This is a genomic window from Streptomyces sp. NPDC051452, assembly GCF_044454765.1.
Lineage (GTDB): Bacteria > Actinomycetota > Actinomycetes > Streptomycetales > Streptomycetaceae > Streptomyces.
Genome location: NZ_JBITEB010000022.1, coordinates 58,860 through 79,155, shown reverse-complemented (window position 1 = coordinate 79,155; position 20,296 = coordinate 58,860). Strand labels below are relative to the sequence as shown.

Sequence of the window (20,296 nt, the reverse complement as noted above, 5' to 3'; positions counted from 1 at the left end):
ACCGGCATGTACGGGGCATGAGGAAACCTCACCCTGTGCGCTACCTCCTGCGGCCGTCCAAGCAGCGCAGGGCCGATTGGCACGCCCTGACCAGGCTTGAGCAGCGCCGCCGTCGAGTCCGGCGGAAGAACCGGGCGCGACGCTTGGGCGTGATCGCCCTGTTCGTTTTCGGAGCCCTGGCATTATTGGTCGGACTTCCCTGGCTCGTCTGGCGCGGGCCCTACGTCTTCGATGCCAAGTACATCGATCGCAAAGCCCTTGGCAGCGGATCCGCAGCCCTCGTCACCGGCCTGCGCACCGCCGTCGTAGCTTTCACCGCCGCCCTCGGCGCCGGCATTGCCCTGCTCTACACGGCCCGCACCTACCGCCTCACCCACCGAGGCCAGATCACCGACCGATTCACCAAAGCCCTCGAGCGCCTCGGCTCACCCGAGATCTATGTACGCATCGGCGGCATCCTCGCCCTCGAACAAATCGTGCAAGATGCACCCGAACAAGCCGCCACCGACGCCGCCCGCGTCCTCGGTCACTTCATCCGCCACCGTGCCCCCAAAGCCGAGCCCCCACTTGACCCCAATACACCGGGCCTCGATCCACTACCGGATGAACCCGCCGCTGACGTACAGGCAGCCCTCACCGCCCTCACGCGAGCGGAATCACGAACCCACGTCGACCCCCGCGAACCACTCGACCTCCACGGCCTCCACCTCGCTGGCGCCAACCTCAACCAAGCCGATCTCACTCAAGCCAACCTAAGCGGGGCGACGCTGACGGGCGCCCACCTGTCCGAGGCGACGCTGACGGCAGCCGACCTGCACGAGGCGACTCTGACGAGGGCCAACCTGTCAGGGGCGGCGATGACGGCGGCCAATCTGTGCGCGGCGACTCTGACGGATGCCGACCTGCACGAGGCGACTCTGACGAGGGCCAAACTCCACGAGGCGACACTAACGGGGGCCAAGCTGTACAAGACGACGCTGACAGGCGCCAATCTGTGCGCGGCGACCCTGACGGCGGCCAACCTGTCAGGGGCGACGATGACGGGGGCCAATCTGTGCGCGGCGACTCTGACGGCGGCCAACCTGCACGAGGCGACGCTGACGAGGGCCGACCTGAGGCGGGCCAACCTGCACGGCGCGACGCTGACGAGGGCCGACCTGCACGAGGCAACGCTGACGGATGCCGACCTGCACGAGGCAACGCTGACGAGGGCCAAACTGCACGAGGCAACGCTGACGAGGGTCAACCTGCATGGAGCGACGCTTACGGATGCCGACCTGCACGAGACGACGCTGACGCGGGCCAACCTGCACGAGGCGACGCTGACGCGGGCCAACCTGGACGGCGCGACGCTGACGGATGCCGACCTGCACGAGGCGACGCTGACGCGGGCCGACCTGATCAAGGCAACGCTGACGGCGGCCAAACTGTCAGGGGCGGAGATGAGGGCGGCCAATCTGTGCGAGGCGACGCTGACGGATGCCGACCTGCACGAGGCGACGCTGACGCGGGCCAACCTGACGCGGGCCAACCTGCACGGCGCGACGCTGACGAGGGCCGACCTGTCCGAGGCGACGCTGACGGATGCCAGACTGCTCTACACCGATCTATCCACCAGTCGATCGTTCACCGCCGGACAAGCGGCATCCGCAATCACTGACCAATCAACGGTCATGCCGCCACACCTGTACGTTTCGGTTGGCTCAGGCATGTGAAGCCTGTGCCGTTCGCACGCCAGCAGCCCCCGCCGAACGTGGCTCCCTCTCTCGATTACCTCAGAAGTCCGAAAATGACTCCTGGAGCCAGCGTCGCCTCTTATCAGGCCGCGTCGTGGCGGGGCGCGGCTTGATCATAGACGTCGCCGGTGACGGCGCATAGCCGTGGGTGTGCGCTGCTGTTGGCGTACGGGTTGGCGTACCCCCCGATCCGTTGAATGCCTTGTCAGGGCCTACGCGGCAACGGTGGCCGGTGATGCCCTGTGACAGCCAAGTTGATAGTTGACATACGCCAGGTTTCGCCACCCCCTCGACCTTCCTAGCTGCACGTTTGTGTCCGCCACCCCCGAAACGCCACCGATCGCCGTGATCATTCGCCAGGGAAATGTCGACAAATTACGGCGGAATGAAACTTGATCTCTTGTGGGACGCTGATGACTTGCGGTTATCTCGTGTAGTACCAGCCATGGGGAGCAACCTCCCGGCGCTTCGATCTCCCGCGTACGCAGAAGGCCTGGCTTGGGATGCATCCCCAAACCAGGCCTGTGCGCGGGACAGGGTGGGCCCGGCCGAGTAATCGGCGGTCGGGCCTGCTCGCCCAACCAGTCGTCCGGCTCCCCCTAAGTGCGTCACAAGAAGTGTTGGACGCACCCCGCGATGGCAGTGACCGCGCTAAGAGTCACTACCGCCAACTCCACCCAGTCCCGCTTGCGGCGTTGGCGGCGCATCCTCTGTTTGGGTCGCACCATCGTTCGGCTCCTGTCTGTTGTCGCTCTCGACCGGGTTAGTCACCAACCAGGCCGGACCCCGCCCAAGACGAGCGAGGCGTCTAGGCACGACAGAGCCGATTCCTCAGCAACCTACCGCGTGCTCTGGCGCCAACGGGGACCGAGCGATTAATCGCTACCGTTCGCCAGGACCAGCCAGATGTAGAGCCACTCAGGGTGGACGGGCTATGCGTGTGCGACGGGTTGGCCTTGCGTCGTGACCTAACCCATGACGCAAGCTCGCGCAGGTCACATGCTCTATGGCTCTATGGGTGCCCCCTCCTGCTGGTGCTAGCTGAGATTCAGGTGTCCATGCTCAGTGCCGACCAGTGCGACCTACCCGAGGAGGGTTGGGGACGGCTCATGCTCGCCGGTGCCCGGCCGCCGGGGGGTCCGCATGGACTGATGACGGCAAGCCATACGAGGAGCGGCAACTCAAACACCGGGCCCGGCGGGCGGTGCGGCCCGTACCCATTCCGCCCGTCCTGGTCGCCATCCTCCGGGAGCACATCGACACGTTCGGGATTACGGCTGACGGCCGACTGTTCAGCGCCGTAGGCGGCGGCCCGGTTCGGTCGCAGGAGTACGGCGCTGTGTGGAAGGAGACCCGGCGGAAGGCGCTCACCCCGGCGCAGGTCGCCTCTCCGCTGACAGCGATCCCGTACGGCCTGCGACATGCCTCCGTGTCGTTCTGGCTTCGCTCCGGGGTGAGCCTCGCCGAGACGGCCCGCCGCGCGGGACAGAGCGTCGCCGTACTCCAGCGCTACTACGCCAAGGTGCTCGACGGTGAAGAGGCCAAGATGAACGCTCTGATCGAGCAGGGGTTGGCGGAGCACGAAAGCACCGCCGAGGGGCCGTGAATCCTGGCCGCAGGTTGGCCATACGCACTGGTCAGAAGTGGGATACGGCCGAATCAGGGTGAGACAGGGTGAACGCAGAAGGGGTGCCGCTCCGGAGAGGGCACCCCTTCTGACCTGCAACGCTCTGACCTGCTGCGGTGGGTGTGGGATTTGAACCCACGGTCACATCGCTGCGACGACGGTTTTCAAGACCGTTCCCTTAGGCCGCTCGGGCAACCCACCCGCGCCCCGGCCCACCTGGGGCGGAGCGGGTACAGACTACCGGCCTCCGGCCGCGCGCGGGGTTCGTGGTCCCTACGGGGCGCACTGGATCCGTTTCGGGGCACTTCCTCGTAGCACTCCACACGGCACGCGGCCCGGGTGCCGTCAAGGGGAGAAGGCCCGACGGATGGAGCACGGGGCCCGCCGCCTGCTGACCGCCGATCCGCACGGGCACAACGCCGAGGCGGAGAACCTCGTCCTCTTGAGGGGGAACACCTCGGACGTGATCGAGAAGGTCACGATCGTCAGGGCCAAGGACCGCGGGTAGCAGGGACGTTGAGATGCGAAGGTTGAAGCGGAGCCGTACGACGGCCGGATGGCCGGCAGCGGCGGCGGTATTGCTGACGTCTGGATGTGCTGTCCTCGACAGCGGCTCTGCCGATGCCGGCGGACCGGGCGCGTCTTACGAGCAGGCGTACGCCGATCACGAGCCGTTGCACGTGGTCGGCTACCCCTCCACCGGCTCTCTGCTGGTGGTGCAAAGGCTCGTGTGGGACATCGCCGACGGCAGGACGGACGAGCTTCGCAAGCTGGCGACCAGCGACAGCGGCGAGACGGACGCCCGGAAGACCGCCGAGAACTGGATCAAGGGCTTCGGTGCCGGCGCCCGTGGTGAAGTGACAGGCGACTTCTACGACGACGGCTCAGAGCGCCAAGTCGTGGTCCTGTACTTCCACGACACCCGCCAGGTCGAAGACTTCAGCGTGCGGCTGGATGGCGACGCGGGCAAGGAGGACTGGCGAGTCCTGATGAAGTCGACCGATTTCAAGGACGCCACACAGGCTCCCGGCTGGGCGCCCAAGGAGCCGGGAGGAACCGGCTCCAGGACGAAGAACACCTGATCACACGAGCGTCCGAGGCCCCCTCTCTCCGGAGCGAGCCGGAGAGAGGGGGCCGACCCTTGTTAGTCGTCGCCGTCGCGCGCGCCGAGGGTCAGGTTCACCGTGTGCTCCTGGCCGCCGCGCTTGTAGGTGATCGCGACCTTGTCGCCGGGCTGGTGGGTCCAGATCTCGCCGATCAGGGTCGGACCGCTGTCGATCACGTGGTCGTCGAGCTTGGTGATCACGTCCCCGGGCTTGAGGCCGGCCTGGGCCGCGGGGCCGCCCGCCTCGACCGCCGCGGCGCCGCTCGCGCCCTGGTCGGTGATCTTCGCCCCGTCGGTGGAGTCCGCCAGGGAGACGGACGCGCCGATCTTGGCGTACACCGGCTTGCCGGACTTGATCAACTGCTGGGCGACGTACTTGGCCTGGTTGATCGGGATCGCGAAGCCGAGGCCGATGGAGCCGGACTGCCCGGAGCCGAAGCCACCGCTGCTGCTGGACTGGATCGCCGAGTTGATGCCGATGACCGCGCCGGAGGCGTCCAGCAGCGGGCCGCCGGAGTTGCCCGGGTTGATCGACGCGTCGGTCTGCAGGGCGCTCATGTACGACGCCTTGCTGCTGGCGCTGCCGTCGCTGGAGGCCACGGGGCGGTTCTTGGCGCTGATGATGCCGGTCGTCACCGTGTTGGACAGGCCGAAGGGGGCGCCGATGGCGATCGTCTCGTCGCCGACGGCCACCTTGTCGGAGTTGCCGAGGGCGAGCGGGTTGAGGTCGGACGGGGCGTTCTTGAGCTTGATGACGGCGACGTCGTAGCCCTGCGCGTGGCCCACGACCTCCGCGTTGTACTTCTTGCCGTCGGGGAAGGTCGCCGTGAGCTTGCCGCCGTCCACCGCGTCGGCCACCACATGGTTGTTGGTGACGATGTGGCCCTGCTTGTCGAAGACGAACCCGGTGCCGGTGCCGCCCTCGCCGTTGCTGCTCTCGGCCTCGATGGTGACCGTGCTGGGCAGCGCCCTGGAGGCGACGTTGGCGATCGTGCCGGGCGCGCGCTTGATCTGCGAGGCGCCGTTGTCGGAGGCCGAGACGGTGGTGGAGCCGCTGTCGTTGTCCTTGGCCAGGGTGTAGCCGAGGCCGCCGCCCAGGCCACCCGCGACCAGCGCGGCCACCAGCACCGCGGCGACCAGTCCGCCGCGTCCGCCGCGCGGCTTGGGAGCGGGCTGCTGGTAGGCGGCTCCCCAGCCGGCACCGGCCGCGCCGCCCGCGCCGCCGTAACCGCCCGCGCCCTCGTAGCCGCCGGGTCCGCCGTACCCGCCGCCGGCACCGGCGGTGCCGGCGCCGCCGTCGGCGTAGGAAGGGGTGGACGGCGGCGGGGGCGGCCAGGAGCCGTCCGGGGCCGGGGGCCCCTGGGGTGCCGGCGGCAGGGGAGCCGTCGGCGCGTCGCCCCGGGGCGCGTGGCCTTCCGGGGCGACGTCGGGAGAGGCCACCGGCACGGGAGGTGCGGACGGGGCCGGGGGTACCGCGTTGCCCTCGTTCTCGGTGCTCACAGCTCTTCTCCTCGATCCACGCCTGTTGTCGTCGGTCGTATTCGGTCTGCAGTCAGCTTTTCCCACGGGCCGTCAGAGCACCATAAGCGGTGCCTGTGGGTCCGGGGCCACTCTTTATATAGGATCTATTAGGCAAAAGTTACATAAACGAGCAGGGTGTACGACCTCGGCCGTCGCACAGTCGTGTACACGACGCCACACACACCCGGCGACGGTGGCACCATGACGCGGTGACCCACGCACCACAGCACCCCATCCAGGTCGTCGCCCACCGGGGCGCCTCCGAGGACGCGCCCGAGCACACCCTCGCCGCCTACCGGAAGGCCATCGAGGACGGGGCGGACGCCCTCGAGTGCGACGTACGGCTGACCGCCGACGGCCATCTTGTCTGCGTCCACGACCGGCGGGTGAACCGTACCTCCAACGGCCGCGGCGCCGTATCCGCGCTGGAACTGGCCGATCTCGCCGCGCTCGACTTCGGCTCCTGGAAGAACCGCGACGCCTGGCGCGGCAGGGACGAGGAGCCCGACTGGGAGCACCGGCCGGAGGACACCGCGGACACCTCCGTGCTCACCCTGGAACGCCTGCTGGAGCTGGTCGCGGACGCCGGCCGGCGGGTGGAGCTGGCCATCGAGACCAAGCACCCCACGCGCTGGGCGGGCCAGGTGGAGGAGCGGCTACTGATGCTGCTGAAGCGATTCGGCCTTGACGCACCGGCCACCGCCGCCGAGTCCCCGGTGCGGGTCATGAGTTTCTCGGCGCGGTCACTGCACCGCGTGCGTGCCGCCGCGCCGACGCTGCCGACGGTCTACCTGATGCAGTTCGTCTCACCGCGGCTGCGGGACGGCCGGCTGCCCGCGGGCGTGCGGATCGCGGGCCCCTCCATCCGCATCGTGCGCAGCCACCCCCAGTACGTGGAGCGGCTGAAGCGCAACGGTCACCAGGTGCACGTGTGGACCGTGAACGAGCCCGAGGACGTCGACCTGTGCGTCGGGCTCGGCCTCGACGCCATCATCACCAACCGCCCGCGCGCGGTGCTGGACCGCCTCGGCCGCTGACCACCCGACCGGAGGTCACCGGGTGTGCTCCGGCGCGTTCGTCGCGTGCCCGGGCGTTTCGAATGCGTCAGCGGAAGGGGACTGGCCGGTTTCCGGTACAGGCCAATGGGGCATCCACACCGTGGCGTGGGGCGAAGGAGGTCTCGGGGGTGGCGTTGGTGGTGGCACAGGAGGTGCCCGCGTCGTCGAGCATGGCCGTTCCCCATGGCCCTGCCGGCGTGGGAGAGGCGCGGCACCGGATGCGCGCTCAGCTGCGCGGCGGCGGCGTCTCGGAATCGGTCGTCGACGATGCCGTACTGATCCTGTCGGAGCTCTTGAGCAACGCGTGCAGACACGGGCGTCCCCTGGGCGACGCGCCGGCCGGTGACGGTGACGTCCGGGCCGCGTGGCGGATCGACCGGCGGGGCCGGCTCATCGTCGAGGTGACGGACGGCGGCGGCCCGACCCGCCCGGCGCCGGCCACACCCTCGGTGACCGCGCACGGCGGCCGGGGGCTGAACATCATCACCGCCCTCGCCGACGACTGGGGTGTCCGGGACGACGTCAGCGGCGAGGTGACGGTCTGGGCGGTGGTCCACAGGGACGTCCACGATCCCGACGCGGGCTGCCCGCGCGAGGCCTTCGCTACGCGCGTCACGACGCCCGCGCTGGCGGACGTGTCCTGCCTGGACTTCGCGGACGCCTTCGAGAACCTGGACTGATCCGCCGCGCCCCGGACCGAACCGCCGCCGTCGCCGTCGCCGTCGCCGTCGCGTCAGGAAACGCCCGGCGCGCACGGGTTCGCCCGGTGGCGCCGGATGCGCACCGTTGCGTCGCCGGGTTCACACCCGTGGCGTCGCCGGGTTCACACCGGTGGCGTCGAGCGCACGTGCGTTGTCCACAGGTTCCCGTCGGTACGGGTTTGAACGGCTAGGCTCCCGCCCGTACGAGAAGAGCCGTAACCGGGAGATCCCACGATGGCCAAGAAGCGACCCCAGACGAAGGCCAAGCGGCCCCGGCCCAGCGACGAGGCCCGCGCCGCCGGAGCCGACGCGCCGGTTCCGGTCGTCGGTGCCCGCGAACCCTGCCCGTGCGGCAGCGGCCGGCGCTACAAGGCCTGTCACGGCCGGGCGGCGGCGCACGCCGCGACCGAGCTGGTGCAGCGCCCGTTCGAGGGGCTGCCGGGCGAGTGCGACTGGGTGGCCCTGCGCGAGCTGGTGCCGGCCGCGACGGCCGAACTGACCGTCAAGGACGGCCTGCCCGAGGACGTCCCGTCGGTCACCCTGGCCACCGTGCTGCCCATGGCCTGGCCGGCGCTGCGCCGTGACGACGGCTCGATCCTGATCGGCCTGCAGAACGACACCGCCTCCGGCGACATCAGCCGCGACCTCGCCGACACCCTCCTGCGCGCGCTGGAGGCGGAGCCCGGCACCCCGGTGCAGGGCCGCCGCGCCCCCGCCGACGGACCGCGGCTGCAGGACCTGCTCGACGCCGAGGCGCCGTTCGAACCGGTCGTGCAGAGCGGTTTCGAGTTCTGGGTGCCGGACGTGGAGAACGCCACCCCGGAGGTGACCGCATCCCTGGAGCGGGCCAACGCCGCCGCGATCCCGACGGTGAAACTGGCCGGCGTGGACGCCGCCTATTGGTGCGAGACCCCGGAGAAGAACCACCTGCGCTGGGTGATGCCCCATCCGGAGGAGCGGCTTCTGGACGCTCTCGCCCGACTGCACGCGGCGGGGCGCACCAGCCTCGGCGAGGGCACCCGGCTCGTGGGCTCCTTCCGCGCTCACGGCCTCACCGTGCCGGTCTGGGACCTGCCGAGCGGGGTCGGCGCGCAGGACGTGGAGAAGCCGGCCGCCGAGTTCGCCGAGCGTCTCTCCGCCGCTCTCGCCGTCCAGGAGCCGCTGACCCCGGAGGAGCGGCGGGCGCGCGGCGGCCTGACCAACCGGCAGGTCACGCTCAGCTGACGGCCCGCACCGCGCGTCAGGACTGAACAGTCGGTCAGTCCTGACATCAGCTCCCCCAGCAGGTGACTCCTGTCACAACTCCCCCTCGTGGCAGGGAAATCGGTGGCCGAATGCCCCGGGCCGAATTTGCGAACCGCCGATCTCTTGTTACCGTCTAATAGCCCGGTTGCTGGTGCATCCCCCGTCGCCAGCAACCGGGTCTTTGCATATCTGCGCCCGGTGCGCCGAGCCTCCCGTGTGAGGACCGAGCCGCCCGCGCGTGAACCGCCCCGAGCGCCTCAGGAGTTGCTGCCGGAACGCAGCAGCAACGCGCCGCCGGCCCCGCGCTCGGCGAACTCGGTGACGGCGGTGTAGGCGCTGGGCCCGCCGCGGCTGTGCCGGCGCGGCGTCTCGCAGGTGGCCGGCTCGTCGTCGGCGCCCGTGACACAGCGCGTCTGCAGGGTGCGGCCCCCCGGGCCGAGCAGGCTCAGCACGGAGTCCAGCGATTTGCCGGTGGCGTTGCGGTAGTAGGTGCGCGCCCAGGTGTCCGTGCCCTGGACCAGCACACAGGTCTGCGCCTCGATGCCCTCGGGCGAGGTGAGTTCGGGGCCGCAGCGCGCCGCGGTGGCCAGACCCAGGCCGAGGATCAGCGGTGAGCGGCTCGGAACGGCGGACGGCTCCTTGGCGTCGACGCGTTCCCCGCGGTCCTGGCCGCGCGACGGCGTGCGCACGACTTTCTGCCCCGCGTCGCCCACCTGCCCGGCGGACGCCACGGCCAGCGGCAGCGCGACCGCGCCGGCCACGACACCCACGAGGGCGAGCAGGCGAAGCTTCCGGGGGTCCGGGGGACGACCCCCGGAATAACACACCATGTGCGGAAGATAACGAGCGCCGGGACCGCTCCGCTCCGTCCGCGCCCGAGATCCCTACAACTCGGGCGCGCTCACACCCGTACGGGTGAGGGCGTCGACCACGGCGTCCACCACCGCCTCCACGCCGGGCACCCAGGGCGAGGCCGAACCGGGCAGCGGGGCACGCTCCCAGCGGACGGCGCCCTGGCCGGTCTCGGACGGGGGCAGCGCGACATAGCCGCCCTCGCCGTGGAAACGCAGCGAGCCGGGCACGAAGTCCTTGGCGTACAGCAGCTCGCCCAGCTGCTCCAGGGAGTACGGGCGCACCAGCAGCGACCAGCGGGTGGGCGAGGCGATCACCGGTCCGAGGCGCATGCCCCGCCGGTCCAGCAGGGCGAGGGCGCGGGAGGCGGCCAGCGCCGGCAGGCTCACCGCGCAGGGTGCCCGGCCGCCCGTCGCGAGGATGATCGGCGCGCTCGGCCGGTTGGTCCACCACCAGCGCACCATGCGCGGATCGGTGGTGGCCGCGAGCAGGCCGGGGTCGAAGGGGTGCGCGCCGGGCACCGTGCACTCCGGGTCGGGACAGGCGCAGCGGGCGGGGCCGCGTGATTCCGGGGCCACGCCGGGGAGCACGGGCCACTGCCACTGCGACGCGAAGGTCAGGGCCGCGCCGATCAGCTCAGGCCTCCCGTCGTTCCGCCTGGACAGGAGCCTGCTGGACAGGAGCCTGCGCCGCCTTCCGGGGATCTCGCGCATGAGCGCTCGTTCCTTTCCGTTGCACCGCTGGCAACACCGAGGACCTCATCACACCATGTGTCGATCACTTCACTGTGCGTACCTATGGGCGCATCACACCCCTGCGTACGGCAGGGGGAACCCCCCAGGGGGTCGAGCATCGGCCGCGTCCGCATCCGTAGTGCGTCTGTCACGAGCACGGCTGCGGGCGTGGGGGTGGCGAAGTATGGCGTTTTGCCGTCGCGCGTGTTTCTCTCCGCCTCCGCCACGGGAGGATGGGGCTCGGCCGTCGGTGGTTATGACGCCCGGGTCCGTCGCCAGGTTCCGGGTGGCCCCCAACCACCCCTGGCCTTCTCCGAGTACGTACCCATCACGACCGCTGTGACGCTCCGTCGAGCAGGGCCAGTCGACCGCAATGAACCGATACCCGAGATAGTTTTCAGCCAACTTGGCAGTAGGGCAAGGGCTTCGAAGGAAATCCCGGCCAACCCCTGGACACCAGGAATCCTCGCAGGACAATGCTGGACATCCCCTTACGAGTGCGTGTACATGTGGAGACACTGCTAGCGGCGCAAAATGACATGGGGGTTTGCGATGCTTTTCAGCAATACGCACCGGTCTGAAAGCCGGACACCATGAGTGCCCCGCACCCTCCTAAAGTGGCTGGAATCGATCCAACGCTTCCGACACCCGCACACACTGTCGCGCCCACTCCCGCCGGCCCGGGCACCGGACCCGCGCCGGACCCGCACCCGCCCGTAGGCAACGCTCCCCTCCCGCACGCCCCGGCACCCGGCGCCCTCCTCCAGGACCGGCTGGCCGGCTGGGTCTCCGACCTGACCACCCTGCACGAACTCACCGAGCGGCTCTCCCGCGCGAACACGCTGGACTCCGCCCTGCACGAGCTGCTGCGCGCCGGAGCCGCCCTCGTCGGCGCCCGCCGCGGCCTGGTCGTCCTGGAACCCGGCGACGGCCTCGGCCCCCGCACCACCCTCGGCCTCGGTCTCGGCCCCGCCGACCTCGGCCACATCGAGACCGTCCCCCACGGCTCGCTGTCCCACGGCGCCCTCCTGGAACCCGGCACGCAGACCGAGGCCGTCCGTCCCGACCTGCTCGCCGAGGACGGCCTCGACCCCCGCCACCGCGAGGTGGCCGGCCGGCTCGGCTACGCCGCCAGCTACGCCCTGCCCCTCGCCACGGACTTCGCCGGCCGGCTCGGTGCCGCCGTCTGGCTCTACGACGAGCCGGCGAAGCCGCACGAGCGGCAGCGCCATCTGGCCGGTCTCTACGCCCGGCACGCCACCGAGCACCTGGCCCGGTTGGTCGAAGTGGACCGCACGCGCGCGCGTATGGCGACCATCACGGAGGAACTGCTGCCCTCCCGGCTGCCCCGGGTGACCGGCGTCCAGCTCGCCGCGCGGCACCGCACCGGCCCGCGCGGCGGCGGCGACTGGTACGACGCGCTGCCCCTGCCGGACGCGGCCCTCGGCCTCTCCGTCGGCTCGGTCACCGGTTCCGGGCCGAGCGCCGTCGCCGCCATGGGCCGGCTGCGCGCCTCCCTGCGGGCCTACGCCGTGATGGAGGGGGAGGACCCGGTCGCCGTCCTGTCCGACCTGGAACTGCTGCTGCGGCTCACCGAGCCCGCCCGCTCCGCCACGGCCCTGTTCGCCTATTGCGAGCCGGCGCTGCGCAAGATCACGCTGGCCGGCGCCGGGCACAGTCCGCCGCTGCTGCTCGGCGAGCGGCGCACGGAGTTCGCCGAGACCTCCGTCTCCGCGCCGCTCGGCATGCTCGCCTGCTGGGAGGCGCCCAGCGTGGAGATCCAGGCGGAGGCCGGGGACACGGTCCTGCTCTACACCGACGGGCTGCTGCACCGTACCGGCGAACCGATGGACCGCGCCTTCGCTCGGCTGCACGCGGCCGCCGCGGGCGTGCCGCGCGCGCTGCGCCTGGATCCGGGCGCCGTCGCCGACCACGTCCTGCGCGCCGTCCTGCCGGACGGCTCCTGCGGGGCCGACAGCGAGGAGGACGTGGTCCTGCTGGCGGCCCGCTTCGACTGACCGCAACCGCCGCCCCGCCTGGACCCACAACCTCCCGGGCCGCACGCGTCCGCGCTGCGATGACCGGGCATAACAGCTCATCGGTCCTGGTCCGCTTCCGGTACGACCGTACGATGATGGAGGTCCCCCCGCTCGGCCACCGGCCCGGGTGTCGCGGGCCCCGGGGGAGATCACAAGCCGTACCGAGGAGGTTCACGTGTCCGACGAGCTCAACCCGGAGACCCCGGAAGCCGAGTCCGAGGAGCCCATCAAGCAGCGGAAGAACGGCCTGTACCCGGGCGTCTCCGACGAGCTGGCCGAGAACATGCAGTCCGGCTGGGCCGACACCGAGCTGCGGGACCTGGAGCCGATCGCACAGGCCGGGCACACCGCCGACCGCCGTGCCGCGCTCTCCGCCCGCTTCCCGGGCGAGCGCCTGGTGATCCCGGCGGGCAACCTGAAGACCCGCTCGAACGACACCGAGTACCCCTTCCGCGCCTCGGTCGAGTACGCCTACCTCACCGGCGACCAGACCGAGGACGGCGTCCTGGTGCTGGAGCCCCGAGGCGACGGCCACGAGGCGACGATCTACCTGCTGCCCCGCTCGGACCGCGAGAACGGCGAGTTCTGGCTCTCCGGCCAGGGCGAGCTGTGGGTCGGCCGCCGGCACTCCCTCACCGAGTCCGAGGCGCTGTACGGCATCCCGGCGTCCGACGTGCGCGAGCTGGCCGACCGGCTGCGCGAGGCCACCGGCCCGGTGCGGGTCGTGCGCGGCCACGACGCGGGGATCGAGGCGGCCCTGACCGACAAGGTCACCGCCGAGCGCGACGAGGAGCTGCGCGTCTTCCTCTCCGAGGCCCGGCTGCTCAAGGACGAGTTCGAGGTGGGCGAGCTGCAGAAGGCCGTCGACTCCACCGTCCGCGGCTTCGAGGACGTCGTGAAGGTCCTGGACAAGGCCGAGGCGACCAGCGAGCGCTACATCGAGGGCACCTTCTTCCTCCGCGCGCGCGTGGAGGGCAACGACGTCGGCTACGGCTCCATCTGCGCGGCCGGCCCGCACGCCTGCACCCTGCACTGGGTCCGCAACGACGGCCCGGTCCGCTCCGGCGACCTGCTCCTGCTCGACGCGGGCGTCGAGACGCACACGCTGTACACGGCCGACGTCACGCGCACGCTGCCGGTCAACGGCAGGTACAACGAGATCCAGAAGAAGATCTACGACGCCGTGTACGAGGCCCAGGAGGCCGGTATCGCGGCCGTCAAGCCGGGCGCCAAGTACCGCGACTTCCACGACGCCGCCCAGCGCGTGCTGGCCGAGCGGCTCGTCGAGTGGGGCCTGGTCGAGGGCCCCGTCGAGCGCGTCCTGGAGCTGGGCCTCCAGCGCCGCTGGACCCTGCACGGCACCGGCCACATGCTCGGCATGGACGTCCACGACTGCGCTGCCGCGCGCGTGGAGACCTACGTCGACAGCACGCTGGAGCCGGGCATGGTACTCACCGTCGAGCCCGGCCTGTACTTCCAGGCCGACGACCTGACGGTCCCGGAGGAGTACCGGGGCATCGGCGTGCGCATCGAGGACGACATCCTCGTCACGCAGGACGGCAACCGGAACCTCTCGGCGGGCCTCCCGCGCCGCTCCGACGAGGTCGAGGCGTGGATGGCGTCGCTGAAGGGCTGACGGGACACGGATGGCCGGGCACCGGGAAGGTGCCCGGCCATCGGCGTGTCCGTACACGCGCGAGCGCTTCACGGGTGCGATCGACGTGCCCGACGAGGCCGGGGTCTGCCGCGTGCGGAGGCGGCGGCCCTGGCGCTCGGCGCCCCGGGCGACCACTGGCACACCCCGGGGCCCGGCCGGCCGCAGGACCTGGCCGTCGGCTACGGCACCCCGCGCGAGCGGGCGGTGAAGAAGGACTCCGGCCGGACCGGCTCCCAGGGTCGGAGGTGCCTGCGGTTGGCCACGTAGGCCGCGCACAGCTCGTCCACGTCACCGCGCGCGAGCGGCCGCAGCGTGACCCGGACGCGTCCGCCCGCGCTGAGGCTCTCACACCGCCACGGGCGGCACGTCCCCGCGCCACTTGAGCATCTTGTCGAAGCTGACCACCGTCCCGCCCCGGCCCGACCTGGCACCGATGTGCACGTGGTCGGCCAACTCCCGGATGAGACAGAGCCCGCGGCCGTGCTCGGCGTCCGGGCGGGCCGGTCGGATGTCGTGGGCCGGGGTGATGCCGGGACCGGAATCGGCCACTTCGATCCGGCATTTCTCACCGTCGAGGTAGGCGGTCACCCGGTACGCCTCCGGGGTGCCGCCGGAGAGCGTCCGCCCCCCGTGCTCCACGGCGTTGGCGCAGGCCTCGCTCAGGGCGACCGAAAGGTCGTAGGAGACCTCCGGGTCGACACCGGCCGTCTCCATGGTGCCGATCAGCAGGCGCCGGGCCAGGGGCACGCTCGCGGCTTCGCGGCGCAGATGGAGTGACCACCAGATGCTCATGCTCCAGCCTCCAGGCCGCGGCTCGACATACCGTTACCTATTGCCGCCCGTAGGCGCTCGTAAGCACTCCGTCGACGTGACTCCGCCCATACGGCCGATGCGCTGGGGGAGGAAACGGTGTATGAGGGGCGCGTTCGACGACCTGCCGTACGCCTCCGGAGCGGTCGATGCGATGATGAGCCCGCCATGACTGCCCCCCACCCGCGCCCGGCGCGTCCCGGAGCCGGGCTCCGGACCCTGCGGGCCGCGGTGTTCGCCGCGGCCTGTGTCGTGTTGGCCGCGGCGGGGCACGCACTGGCCTCCTGCGCGAGCGTGCCACTGTGGACGCTCGGCGCGGGCTTCCTCGGCACCCTGCTGCTCGTGGCACCGCTCACCGGGCGAGTGCGCTCGCTGCCGGGCATCGCCGCCCTCCTCGCGCTCGGCCAGCTCGTGCTGCACACGCTGTTCGGGCTGGGCCAGCACGGGACCGCGGCCGTGGCCTCCGCCGGCATGCCGACGGCGGCGAACGGGGCGCTGAGCGACACCGCGCTCGTCGAGCGGGCCGCGCGGCTCGTGTGCGGTTCCGGCCCGTCGGTGCTCACCCCCGGGCACGCCTACCGTCTGCTGCTCGACGCACACCTCATCCACCCCTCCGGCCGGCCGGAGGGCGCGATGCCGCCCATGCCGGACATGGCCGCCGGCGCCGGCTCCCCGGCCTCGCTGCTGCCCTCCCTGCCGATGCTGCTGGGCCACCTCCTCGCGGCCCTCGTCACGGGCTGGCTGCTGCGCCGGGGCGATCTCGCCGTGCTGCGGCTGATCGAACTGTCCGCGCCGTCGGCGCACACCATCGCCGAGGGGGCGCTCGTACGCTCCCTGCGCGGGGCCCTCGCGCTGACGCGCGCCCTGTGCGCCGGGCTGCTGCCCGCCGCCGAGCCCGGTCCGCGCGGCCGCCGGCCCGTCCAGGACGAGGCACCCGCCCCCCGCACCACCGCACTCCAGCACACGGTGATCCGGCGCGGCCCGCCCGCCGCCGCCTTCCTCCTGGCCGCCTGACGCGACCGCGCCACTCCACACCGCCGGTGGGAGAGGGGCCGCCGTCGCGCGGTCCACGCGCGTGCGCACGGTGAACGCCCCTGGTGGGACGTCCACGCGCACGCGTGCCTCTCGGCAACACCGTCATCACCGGAACTCATCCAGAGTGGAGTGCCCTGCCATGCAGGCTTCTCGTACCGCCTCCCGTCGTATCGCCTCCCGTGTCGCCGCCGCCGGTGCCGTCGCGGGTGCCGCCGTGCTGACCCTGTCGGCCCCCGCCTTCGCGCACGTCACCGTGCAGCCCGAAGGGTCCGCGGCCAAGGGCGGGTACGCGGTCGTCGACTTCAAGGTCCCCAACGAGCGCGACAACGCCTCGACCACGAAGCTCGAGGTCAGCCTCCCGACCGACCACCCGATCGCCTCGGTGATGCCCGAGCCGATCCCCGGCTGGACCGTGCAGGTCACCAAGTCCAAGCTGGACAAGCCGCTGACCATGCACGGCGAGAAGATCGACGAGGCCGTCTCCAAGGTCACCTGGACCGCCGACGGCAAGGGCGTCCAGCCCGGCTACTTCCAGAAGTTCCCGCTCTCCGTCGGCGCCCTGCCCGAGGACGCCGACCAGCTCGTCTTCAAGGCGATCCAGACGTACTCCGACAAGGAGGTCGTGCGCTGGATCGAGGTGCAGCGAAAGGGCCAGGACGAGCCGGAGAACCCGGCTCCCGTGCTGGAGCTGACCGCCTCCACCGACGGCCACCACGGATCGGCCGCCGCCAAGGACGCCTCCGACAAGACGGAGCACACGGCCGCCGCCGACTCCGGCTCCGACGACGGCAGTGACACCACCGCGCGCGTCCTCGGCGTGGTCGGCATCGTCGTCGGCCTCGCGGGCGTCGGCTACGGCGTCGTCGCAGGTCGTCGCCGGACCACCGGCTGAGCCCACATACCGTTCGCGCACGGGGGGCCGTGCGACGCTGTCGTACGACCCCCCGGTGCGCGCCGGAGTTCTCACATCTGGGACATTTCTCTATGCGCAAGAACACGTTCGCCGCGGCCGCGCTGCTCGCCGCCGCCACCCTGACCCTCACCGCCTGCGGCAGTGGCAACGACGGCGACTCGTCGGCCGCCGTGGTCTCCGGCGGATCCGGCTCGGGCAAGGCCGCCACGGTCCTCGACCAGCCCTTCGCCAAGCCTGACCTGGTGCTCACCGACACCCACGGCGAGAAGTACGACCTCCGCAAGGAGACCAAGGGCCACCCGACCCTGGTCTACTTCGGCTACACACACTGCCCCGACGTCTGCCCGACGACGATGAGCAACCTCGCCGTCGCCACGCAGAAGCTGCCCAAGGCGGAGCGAAACGACCTCAGGGTCGTCTTCGTCACCACCGACCCCGGCCGTGACACCCCGGCCGAGCTGGGCAAGTGGCTCAAGAGCATCGACCCCGGGTTCATCGGCCTGACCGGCGACTTCCGCACCGTCCAGGCCGGCGCCCGCTCCCTGGGCATCTCCATCGAGCCGACGAGGAAGGACAAGCACGGCAAGCTCGTCTCGGTGCACGGCACGCAGGTCATCGCGTTCTCGCCGAAGACCGACGCCGGTTACGTCCTCTACGGCGAGTCCGCCACGGTCGACGACTACGCCAAGGACCTGCCCAAGCTCGTGAAGGGAGCGAAGCCGTGAGGCGCGCAGGGCTCACCGCCGCCACCCTCACCTCCGCCCTCGCCCTCGCCCTCGCGGGCTGCGCCGGGGCGGCCCCGGACTCCGGCTCCGACGGCTCCGGCTCCGGCTCCGGGAAGGCGGACCTGTCCGTCAGCTCCTCGTACATGCCCCAGCCGGTCTCCGCCGACATGGCCGCCGGTTTCCTGACGATCGCCAACAAGGGCGGGGCCAAGGACGAACTGACCTCGGTCACCAGTGACGTCGCCGGCGAGGTCACCATGCACAGCACCAACGGCGGCGCCATGACGGAGGAGAACTCCTTCGCCATACCGGCCCACGGCCGGCTCGTGTTCAGAAGCGGTGGCAACCATCTGATGTTCGAGATGCTGAAGCGCAAGCCGCGGCAGGGCCAGTCCGTCACCGTGAAGCTGACCTTTGCCAAGTCCGGGCCGCTCACCGTCGAGATGCCGGTGAAGTCCGCCACGTACAACCCGTCGACCGGCCACTGAGGGAGGGACCACCTTGACGCGGACCATCACCCCACGCCTGCGGACCCTGTTGCTGCTGCTCCTCGCCGTCACCGGCGCGCTGCTGGCGGGCGCCGCACCGGCCTCCGCGCACGCGGCGCTGACCGGCAGCGACCCCGCGCAGGGGGTGGTGGTCACCAAGGCACCCACCCAGGTGTCGCTCACCTTCTCCGAGAAGGTGGCGATGAACGGCGACTCGCTGCGCGTGCTCGACCCCAGGGGCAAGCCGGTGCAGAAGGGCGCGCCCGCCAACGTGAGCGGGACGACGTACGCCGTGCGGCTCACCGACGGTCTGGCGAAGGGCACCTACACGGTCACCTATCAGGTCGTCTCCGCCGACAGCCATCCCGTCTCCGGCGCCTACACCTTCTCCATCGGGGCGCCCTCGCAGACCGTCGTCTCGGGGGCCACGCCGGCCGCGGGCGGCGGAGTCGTGGGCGTGCTCTACGCCTTCGGGCGGTACGTGTCCTACGCCGGCTTCATCGTGCTCGCCGGCGGCGCGGCCTTCGTGCTCGCCTGCTGGCAGCGCGGCGCGGGGGTACGGGCCCTGCAGCGGCTGGTCGTCGGCGGCTGGCTGGCGCTGACCTCGGCCACGCTGTGGCTGCTGCTCCTGCGCGGCTCGTACACCACCTCCGGCACGTTCGCCGACGTCTTCGACCTCGATCTGCTCGGCCAGGTGCTGCAGACCAAGACCGGTGCCGCGCTGGTCTCCCGGCTGCTGCTGCTGGCCGCCGCCGCGCTGTTCGTCGCCGTCCTGTTCGGCGCCTACCACCGGCGCGAGGAGGGCGCGGAGAAACGCGACCTGACCTTCGGGCTCGCCGTCGGTGGAGTGGTCGTCGCGGCCGGGCTCGCCTCCACCTGGGCGATGGCCGAGCACGCCTCGGTCGGGCTCCAGCCGACCATCGCCATGCCGGTCGACGTCCTTCATCTGCTCGCCGTCGCCGCCTGGCTCGGCGGGCTCACCGCCCTGCTGGTCGCCTTGTACCGGGCGCCCGCCGAGACCCCGATCGAGACGACCGCCGTACACCGCTTCTCCCGGCTTGCGTTCGGCTCGGTCGTCGCGCTCGTCGCCACCGGTGTCTACCAGTCCTGGCGGCAGCTCGGCTCCTGGTCGGCGTTCACCGACACCGGGTACGGGCAACTGCTGCTGGCGAAGATCGCGCTGGTGGCGGTGCTGGTCGGTGTCGCCTTCACCTCGCGGCGGTGGACGGGACGGCTCGCCGACGCGGTCGTGACCGGCGAGGGCAAGCGGGAACGGAAGGAGCGGGTGACCTCGGCCGCGGCCGGGCAGGCCGCCGGGTCGGACCAGGAAGCGGAAGCGGTCGCGCGGGGTGGCGAGGCCGCCCGAGACGGCACGGCCAAGGCCACCGGGGGCGGCGAGGATCCGGGGAACGGCACGGCTTCCGGAAACGGCAAGGCAGCCGGTGGCGAGGGCTCCGAGCGTGCCGCCCAGCTCGCCCGGCAGCGGGCCGCGGTGGACGCGGCCCGGCAGAAGCGGCTGCGCGAGGCCGACCCGAACCGCTTCGGACTGCGCCGCTCGGTATTCGCCGAGGCCGGCATCGCGGTCGTCCTGCTCGCAGTCACCACCGCGCTGACGCAGACCGAACCGGGCCGCACCGAGCAGGAGGCCAAGGCGGCCACGTCCGCCTCCACCAGCTCCTCGTCCTCGTCGTCCTCCCCGTCCGGTGCGCTGACCCTGGACATGCCCTTCGACACCGGCGGCGCCGACGGCAAGGGCGTCGTCAGCATCGACCTCGACCCCGCGCGCGTGGGCGGCAACACCATGCACGTCTACGTCCAGCGGCCCAACGGCCGGGCCTTCGACATCCCCGAGGTGAAGGTCTCCTTCACCCTGGAGGCGAAGAAGATCGGCCCGCTCACCGTCGACCCCGACCACATCACCACCGGCCACTGGTCGGCGAACGAGGTGCAGATCCCGATGGCCGGCGACTGGAAGATCGCCGTCACCGTGCGCACCTCCGACATCGACCAGGTGACCGTCTCCAAGAACGCCCAGATCGGCTGACCCACA

The 20,296-nt window shown here is 71.3% G+C and carries 18 protein-coding genes and 1 tRNA gene; 14 read left to right on the top strand and 5 right to left on the bottom strand.

Annotated elements, in window-relative coordinates; all coding sequences use genetic code 11:
- The first annotated feature begins 35 nt into the window (after nucleotides 1–35).
- Together ACIBA9_RS34900 and ACIBA9_RS34895 are read left to right on the top strand one after the other, a co-directional pair.
- A complete protein-coding gene (locus ACIBA9_RS34900) occupies nucleotides 36–1,715 on the top strand; it encodes a pentapeptide repeat-containing protein (protein WP_399369370.1) in 1,680 nt (559 codons plus the stop codon).
- A 1,360-nt stretch (nucleotides 1,716–3,075) separates the two neighbouring features.
- Entirely contained in the window at nucleotides 3,076–3,342 is a 267-nt protein-coding gene (locus ACIBA9_RS34895; RefSeq protein WP_399369368.1) for a hypothetical protein, read from the top strand.
- 135 nt (nucleotides 3,343–3,477) lie between these two features.
- Here the strand turns inward: ACIBA9_RS34895 and ACIBA9_RS34890 are convergent.
- A tRNA-Ser gene (locus ACIBA9_RS34890) sits at nucleotides 3,478–3,564 on the bottom strand.
- Between the two features lie 166 nt (nucleotides 3,565–3,730).
- Here ACIBA9_RS34890 and ACIBA9_RS34885 point away from each other — a divergent pair.
- Both ACIBA9_RS34885 and ACIBA9_RS34880 read left to right on the top strand, forming a co-directional pair.
- Entirely contained in the window at nucleotides 3,731–3,871 is a 141-nt protein-coding gene (locus ACIBA9_RS34885) for a hypothetical protein (protein WP_399369366.1), read from the top strand.
- 22 nt (nucleotides 3,872–3,893) lie between these two features.
- Nucleotides 3,894–4,445 carry a hypothetical protein gene (locus ACIBA9_RS34880; RefSeq protein WP_399369364.1) on the top strand — a complete coding sequence of 184 codons (552 nt, stop codon included), beginning with the start codon at nucleotides 3,894–3,896 and terminating at the stop codon, nucleotides 4,443–4,445.
- 62 nt (nucleotides 4,446–4,507) lie between these two features.
- Here the strand turns inward: ACIBA9_RS34880 and ACIBA9_RS34875 are convergent, their stop codons facing one another.
- Entirely contained in the window at nucleotides 4,508–5,968 is a 1,461-nt protein-coding gene (locus ACIBA9_RS34875; protein WP_399369362.1) for a S1C family serine protease, read from the bottom strand.
- 230 nt (nucleotides 5,969–6,198) lie between these two features.
- Here ACIBA9_RS34875 and ACIBA9_RS34870 point away from each other — a divergent pair, with 230 nt between their 5' ends.
- The 3 genes from ACIBA9_RS34870 (at nucleotide 6,199) to ACIBA9_RS34860 (ending at nucleotide 8,972) form a co-directional block, all read left to right on the top strand.
- Nucleotides 6,199–7,026, top strand: a complete 828-nt coding sequence (locus ACIBA9_RS34870; protein ID WP_399369360.1) for a glycerophosphodiester phosphodiesterase — start codon at nucleotides 6,199–6,201, stop codon at nucleotides 7,024–7,026.
- Nucleotides 7,027–7,088: 62 nt separating this feature from the next.
- Nucleotides 7,089–7,727 (top strand): ATP-binding protein, encoded by a 639-nt coding sequence (locus ACIBA9_RS34865; RefSeq protein ID WP_399369358.1) that lies wholly within the window; start codon nucleotides 7,089–7,091, stop codon nucleotides 7,725–7,727.
- A gap of 255 nt (nucleotides 7,728–7,982) precedes the next feature.
- On the top strand, nucleotides 7,983–8,972 hold the full coding sequence (locus tag ACIBA9_RS34860; protein WP_393900919.1) for a DUF5926 family protein: 990 nt from the start codon (nucleotides 7,983–7,985) through the stop codon (nucleotides 8,970–8,972).
- A 278-nt stretch (nucleotides 8,973–9,250) separates the two neighbouring features.
- Here ACIBA9_RS34860 and ACIBA9_RS34855 read toward each other — a convergent pair whose 3' ends face one another.
- Together ACIBA9_RS34855 and ACIBA9_RS34850 are read right to left on the bottom strand one after the other, a co-directional pair.
- On the bottom strand, nucleotides 9,251–9,823 hold the full coding sequence (locus tag ACIBA9_RS34855) for a hypothetical protein (RefSeq protein WP_399369356.1): 573 nt from the start codon (nucleotides 9,821–9,823) through the stop codon (nucleotides 9,251–9,253).
- 54 nt (nucleotides 9,824–9,877) lie between these two features.
- On the bottom strand, nucleotides 9,878–10,558 hold the full coding sequence (locus tag ACIBA9_RS34850; protein WP_399369354.1) for a bifunctional DNA primase/polymerase: 681 nt from the start codon (nucleotides 10,556–10,558) through the stop codon (nucleotides 9,878–9,880).
- 614 nt (nucleotides 10,559–11,172) lie between these two features.
- Here ACIBA9_RS34850 and ACIBA9_RS34845 point away from each other — a divergent pair.
- A complete protein-coding gene (locus tag ACIBA9_RS34845) occupies nucleotides 11,173–12,597 on the top strand; it encodes a SpoIIE family protein phosphatase (RefSeq protein ID WP_399369352.1) in 1,425 nt (474 codons plus the stop codon).
- A gap of 196 nt (nucleotides 12,598–12,793) precedes the next feature.
- A complete protein-coding gene (locus ACIBA9_RS34840) occupies nucleotides 12,794–14,254 on the top strand; it encodes an aminopeptidase P family protein (RefSeq protein WP_393900916.1) in 1,461 nt (486 codons plus the stop codon).
- A 366-nt stretch (nucleotides 14,255–14,620) separates the two neighbouring features.
- On the opposite strand, the gene ACIBA9_RS34835 is transcribed toward ACIBA9_RS34840, so the two are convergent.
- Nucleotides 14,621–15,067, bottom strand: coding sequence for an ATP-binding protein (locus ACIBA9_RS34835; RefSeq protein WP_399369350.1), 447 nt, complete (start codon nucleotides 15,065–15,067; stop codon nucleotides 14,621–14,623).
- A 186-nt stretch (nucleotides 15,068–15,253) separates the two neighbouring features.
- Between ACIBA9_RS34835 and ACIBA9_RS34830 the strand changes: the two genes are divergently transcribed.
- From ACIBA9_RS34830 to ACIBA9_RS34810, 5 genes are all read left to right on the top strand, one after another.
- Nucleotides 15,254–16,099: a hypothetical protein gene (locus ACIBA9_RS34830; protein WP_399369348.1), complete on the top strand. Its 846-nt coding sequence runs from the start codon at nucleotides 15,254–15,256 to the stop codon at nucleotides 16,097–16,099.
- A gap of 160 nt (nucleotides 16,100–16,259) precedes the next feature.
- The gene (locus ACIBA9_RS34825; RefSeq protein WP_399369346.1) at nucleotides 16,260–17,012 is read left to right on the top strand and encodes a YcnI family protein; all 753 of its coding nucleotides are present in this window, start codon (nucleotides 16,260–16,262) and stop codon (nucleotides 17,010–17,012) included.
- A 92-nt stretch (nucleotides 17,013–17,104) separates the two neighbouring features.
- Nucleotides 17,105–17,758 carry an SCO family protein gene (locus ACIBA9_RS34820; RefSeq protein ID WP_399369344.1) on the top strand — a complete coding sequence of 218 codons (654 nt, stop codon included), beginning with the start codon at nucleotides 17,105–17,107 and terminating at the stop codon, nucleotides 17,756–17,758.
- The gene (locus tag ACIBA9_RS34815; protein ID WP_399369342.1) at nucleotides 17,755–18,246 is read left to right on the top strand and encodes a copper chaperone PCu(A)C; all 492 of its coding nucleotides are present in this window, start codon (nucleotides 17,755–17,757) and stop codon (nucleotides 18,244–18,246) included. The genes ACIBA9_RS34820 and ACIBA9_RS34815 overlap by 4 nt, the downstream gene beginning before the upstream one ends.
- Before the next feature lie 13 nt (nucleotides 18,247–18,259).
- The gene (locus ACIBA9_RS34810; protein WP_399369340.1) at nucleotides 18,260–20,290 is read left to right on the top strand and encodes a copper resistance protein CopC; all 2,031 of its coding nucleotides are present in this window, start codon (nucleotides 18,260–18,262) and stop codon (nucleotides 20,288–20,290) included.
- The last annotated feature ends 6 nt before the right edge of the window (nucleotides 20,291–20,296 follow it).

What these genes read in the sequence shown, in the direction of transcription:
- ACIBA9_RS34885 (WP_399369366.1), top strand. Translation starts at nt 3,731, where the DNA reads ATGGAGCACGGGGCCCGCCGCCTGCTGACCGCCGATCCGCACGGGCAC.
- ACIBA9_RS34865 (WP_399369358.1), top strand. Translation starts at nt 7,089, where the DNA reads ATGCGTCAGCGGAAGGGGACTGGCCGGTTTCCGGTACAGGCCAATGGG.
- ACIBA9_RS34860 (WP_393900919.1), top strand. Translation starts at nt 7,983, where the DNA reads ATGGCCAAGAAGCGACCCCAGACGAAGGCCAAGCGGCCCCGGCCCAGC.
- ACIBA9_RS34855 (WP_399369356.1), bottom strand. Translation starts at nt 9,823, where the DNA reads ATGGTGTGTTATTCCGGGGGTCGTCCCCCGGACCCCCGGAAGCTTCGC.
- ACIBA9_RS34850 (WP_399369354.1), bottom strand. Translation starts at nt 10,558, where the DNA reads ATGCGCGAGATCCCCGGAAGGCGGCGCAGGCTCCTGTCCAGCAGGCTC.
- ACIBA9_RS34845 (WP_399369352.1), top strand. Translation starts at nt 11,173, where the DNA reads ATGAGTGCCCCGCACCCTCCTAAAGTGGCTGGAATCGATCCAACGCTT.
- ACIBA9_RS34835 (WP_399369350.1), bottom strand. Translation starts at nt 15,067, where the DNA reads ATGAGCATCTGGTGGTCACTCCATCTGCGCCGCGAAGCCGCGAGCGTG.
- ACIBA9_RS34830 (WP_399369348.1), top strand. Translation starts at nt 15,254, where the DNA reads ATGACTGCCCCCCACCCGCGCCCGGCGCGTCCCGGAGCCGGGCTCCGG.
- ACIBA9_RS34825 (WP_399369346.1), top strand. Translation starts at nt 16,260, where the DNA reads ATGCAGGCTTCTCGTACCGCCTCCCGTCGTATCGCCTCCCGTGTCGCC.
- ACIBA9_RS34820 (WP_399369344.1), top strand. Translation starts at nt 17,105, where the DNA reads ATGCGCAAGAACACGTTCGCCGCGGCCGCGCTGCTCGCCGCCGCCACC.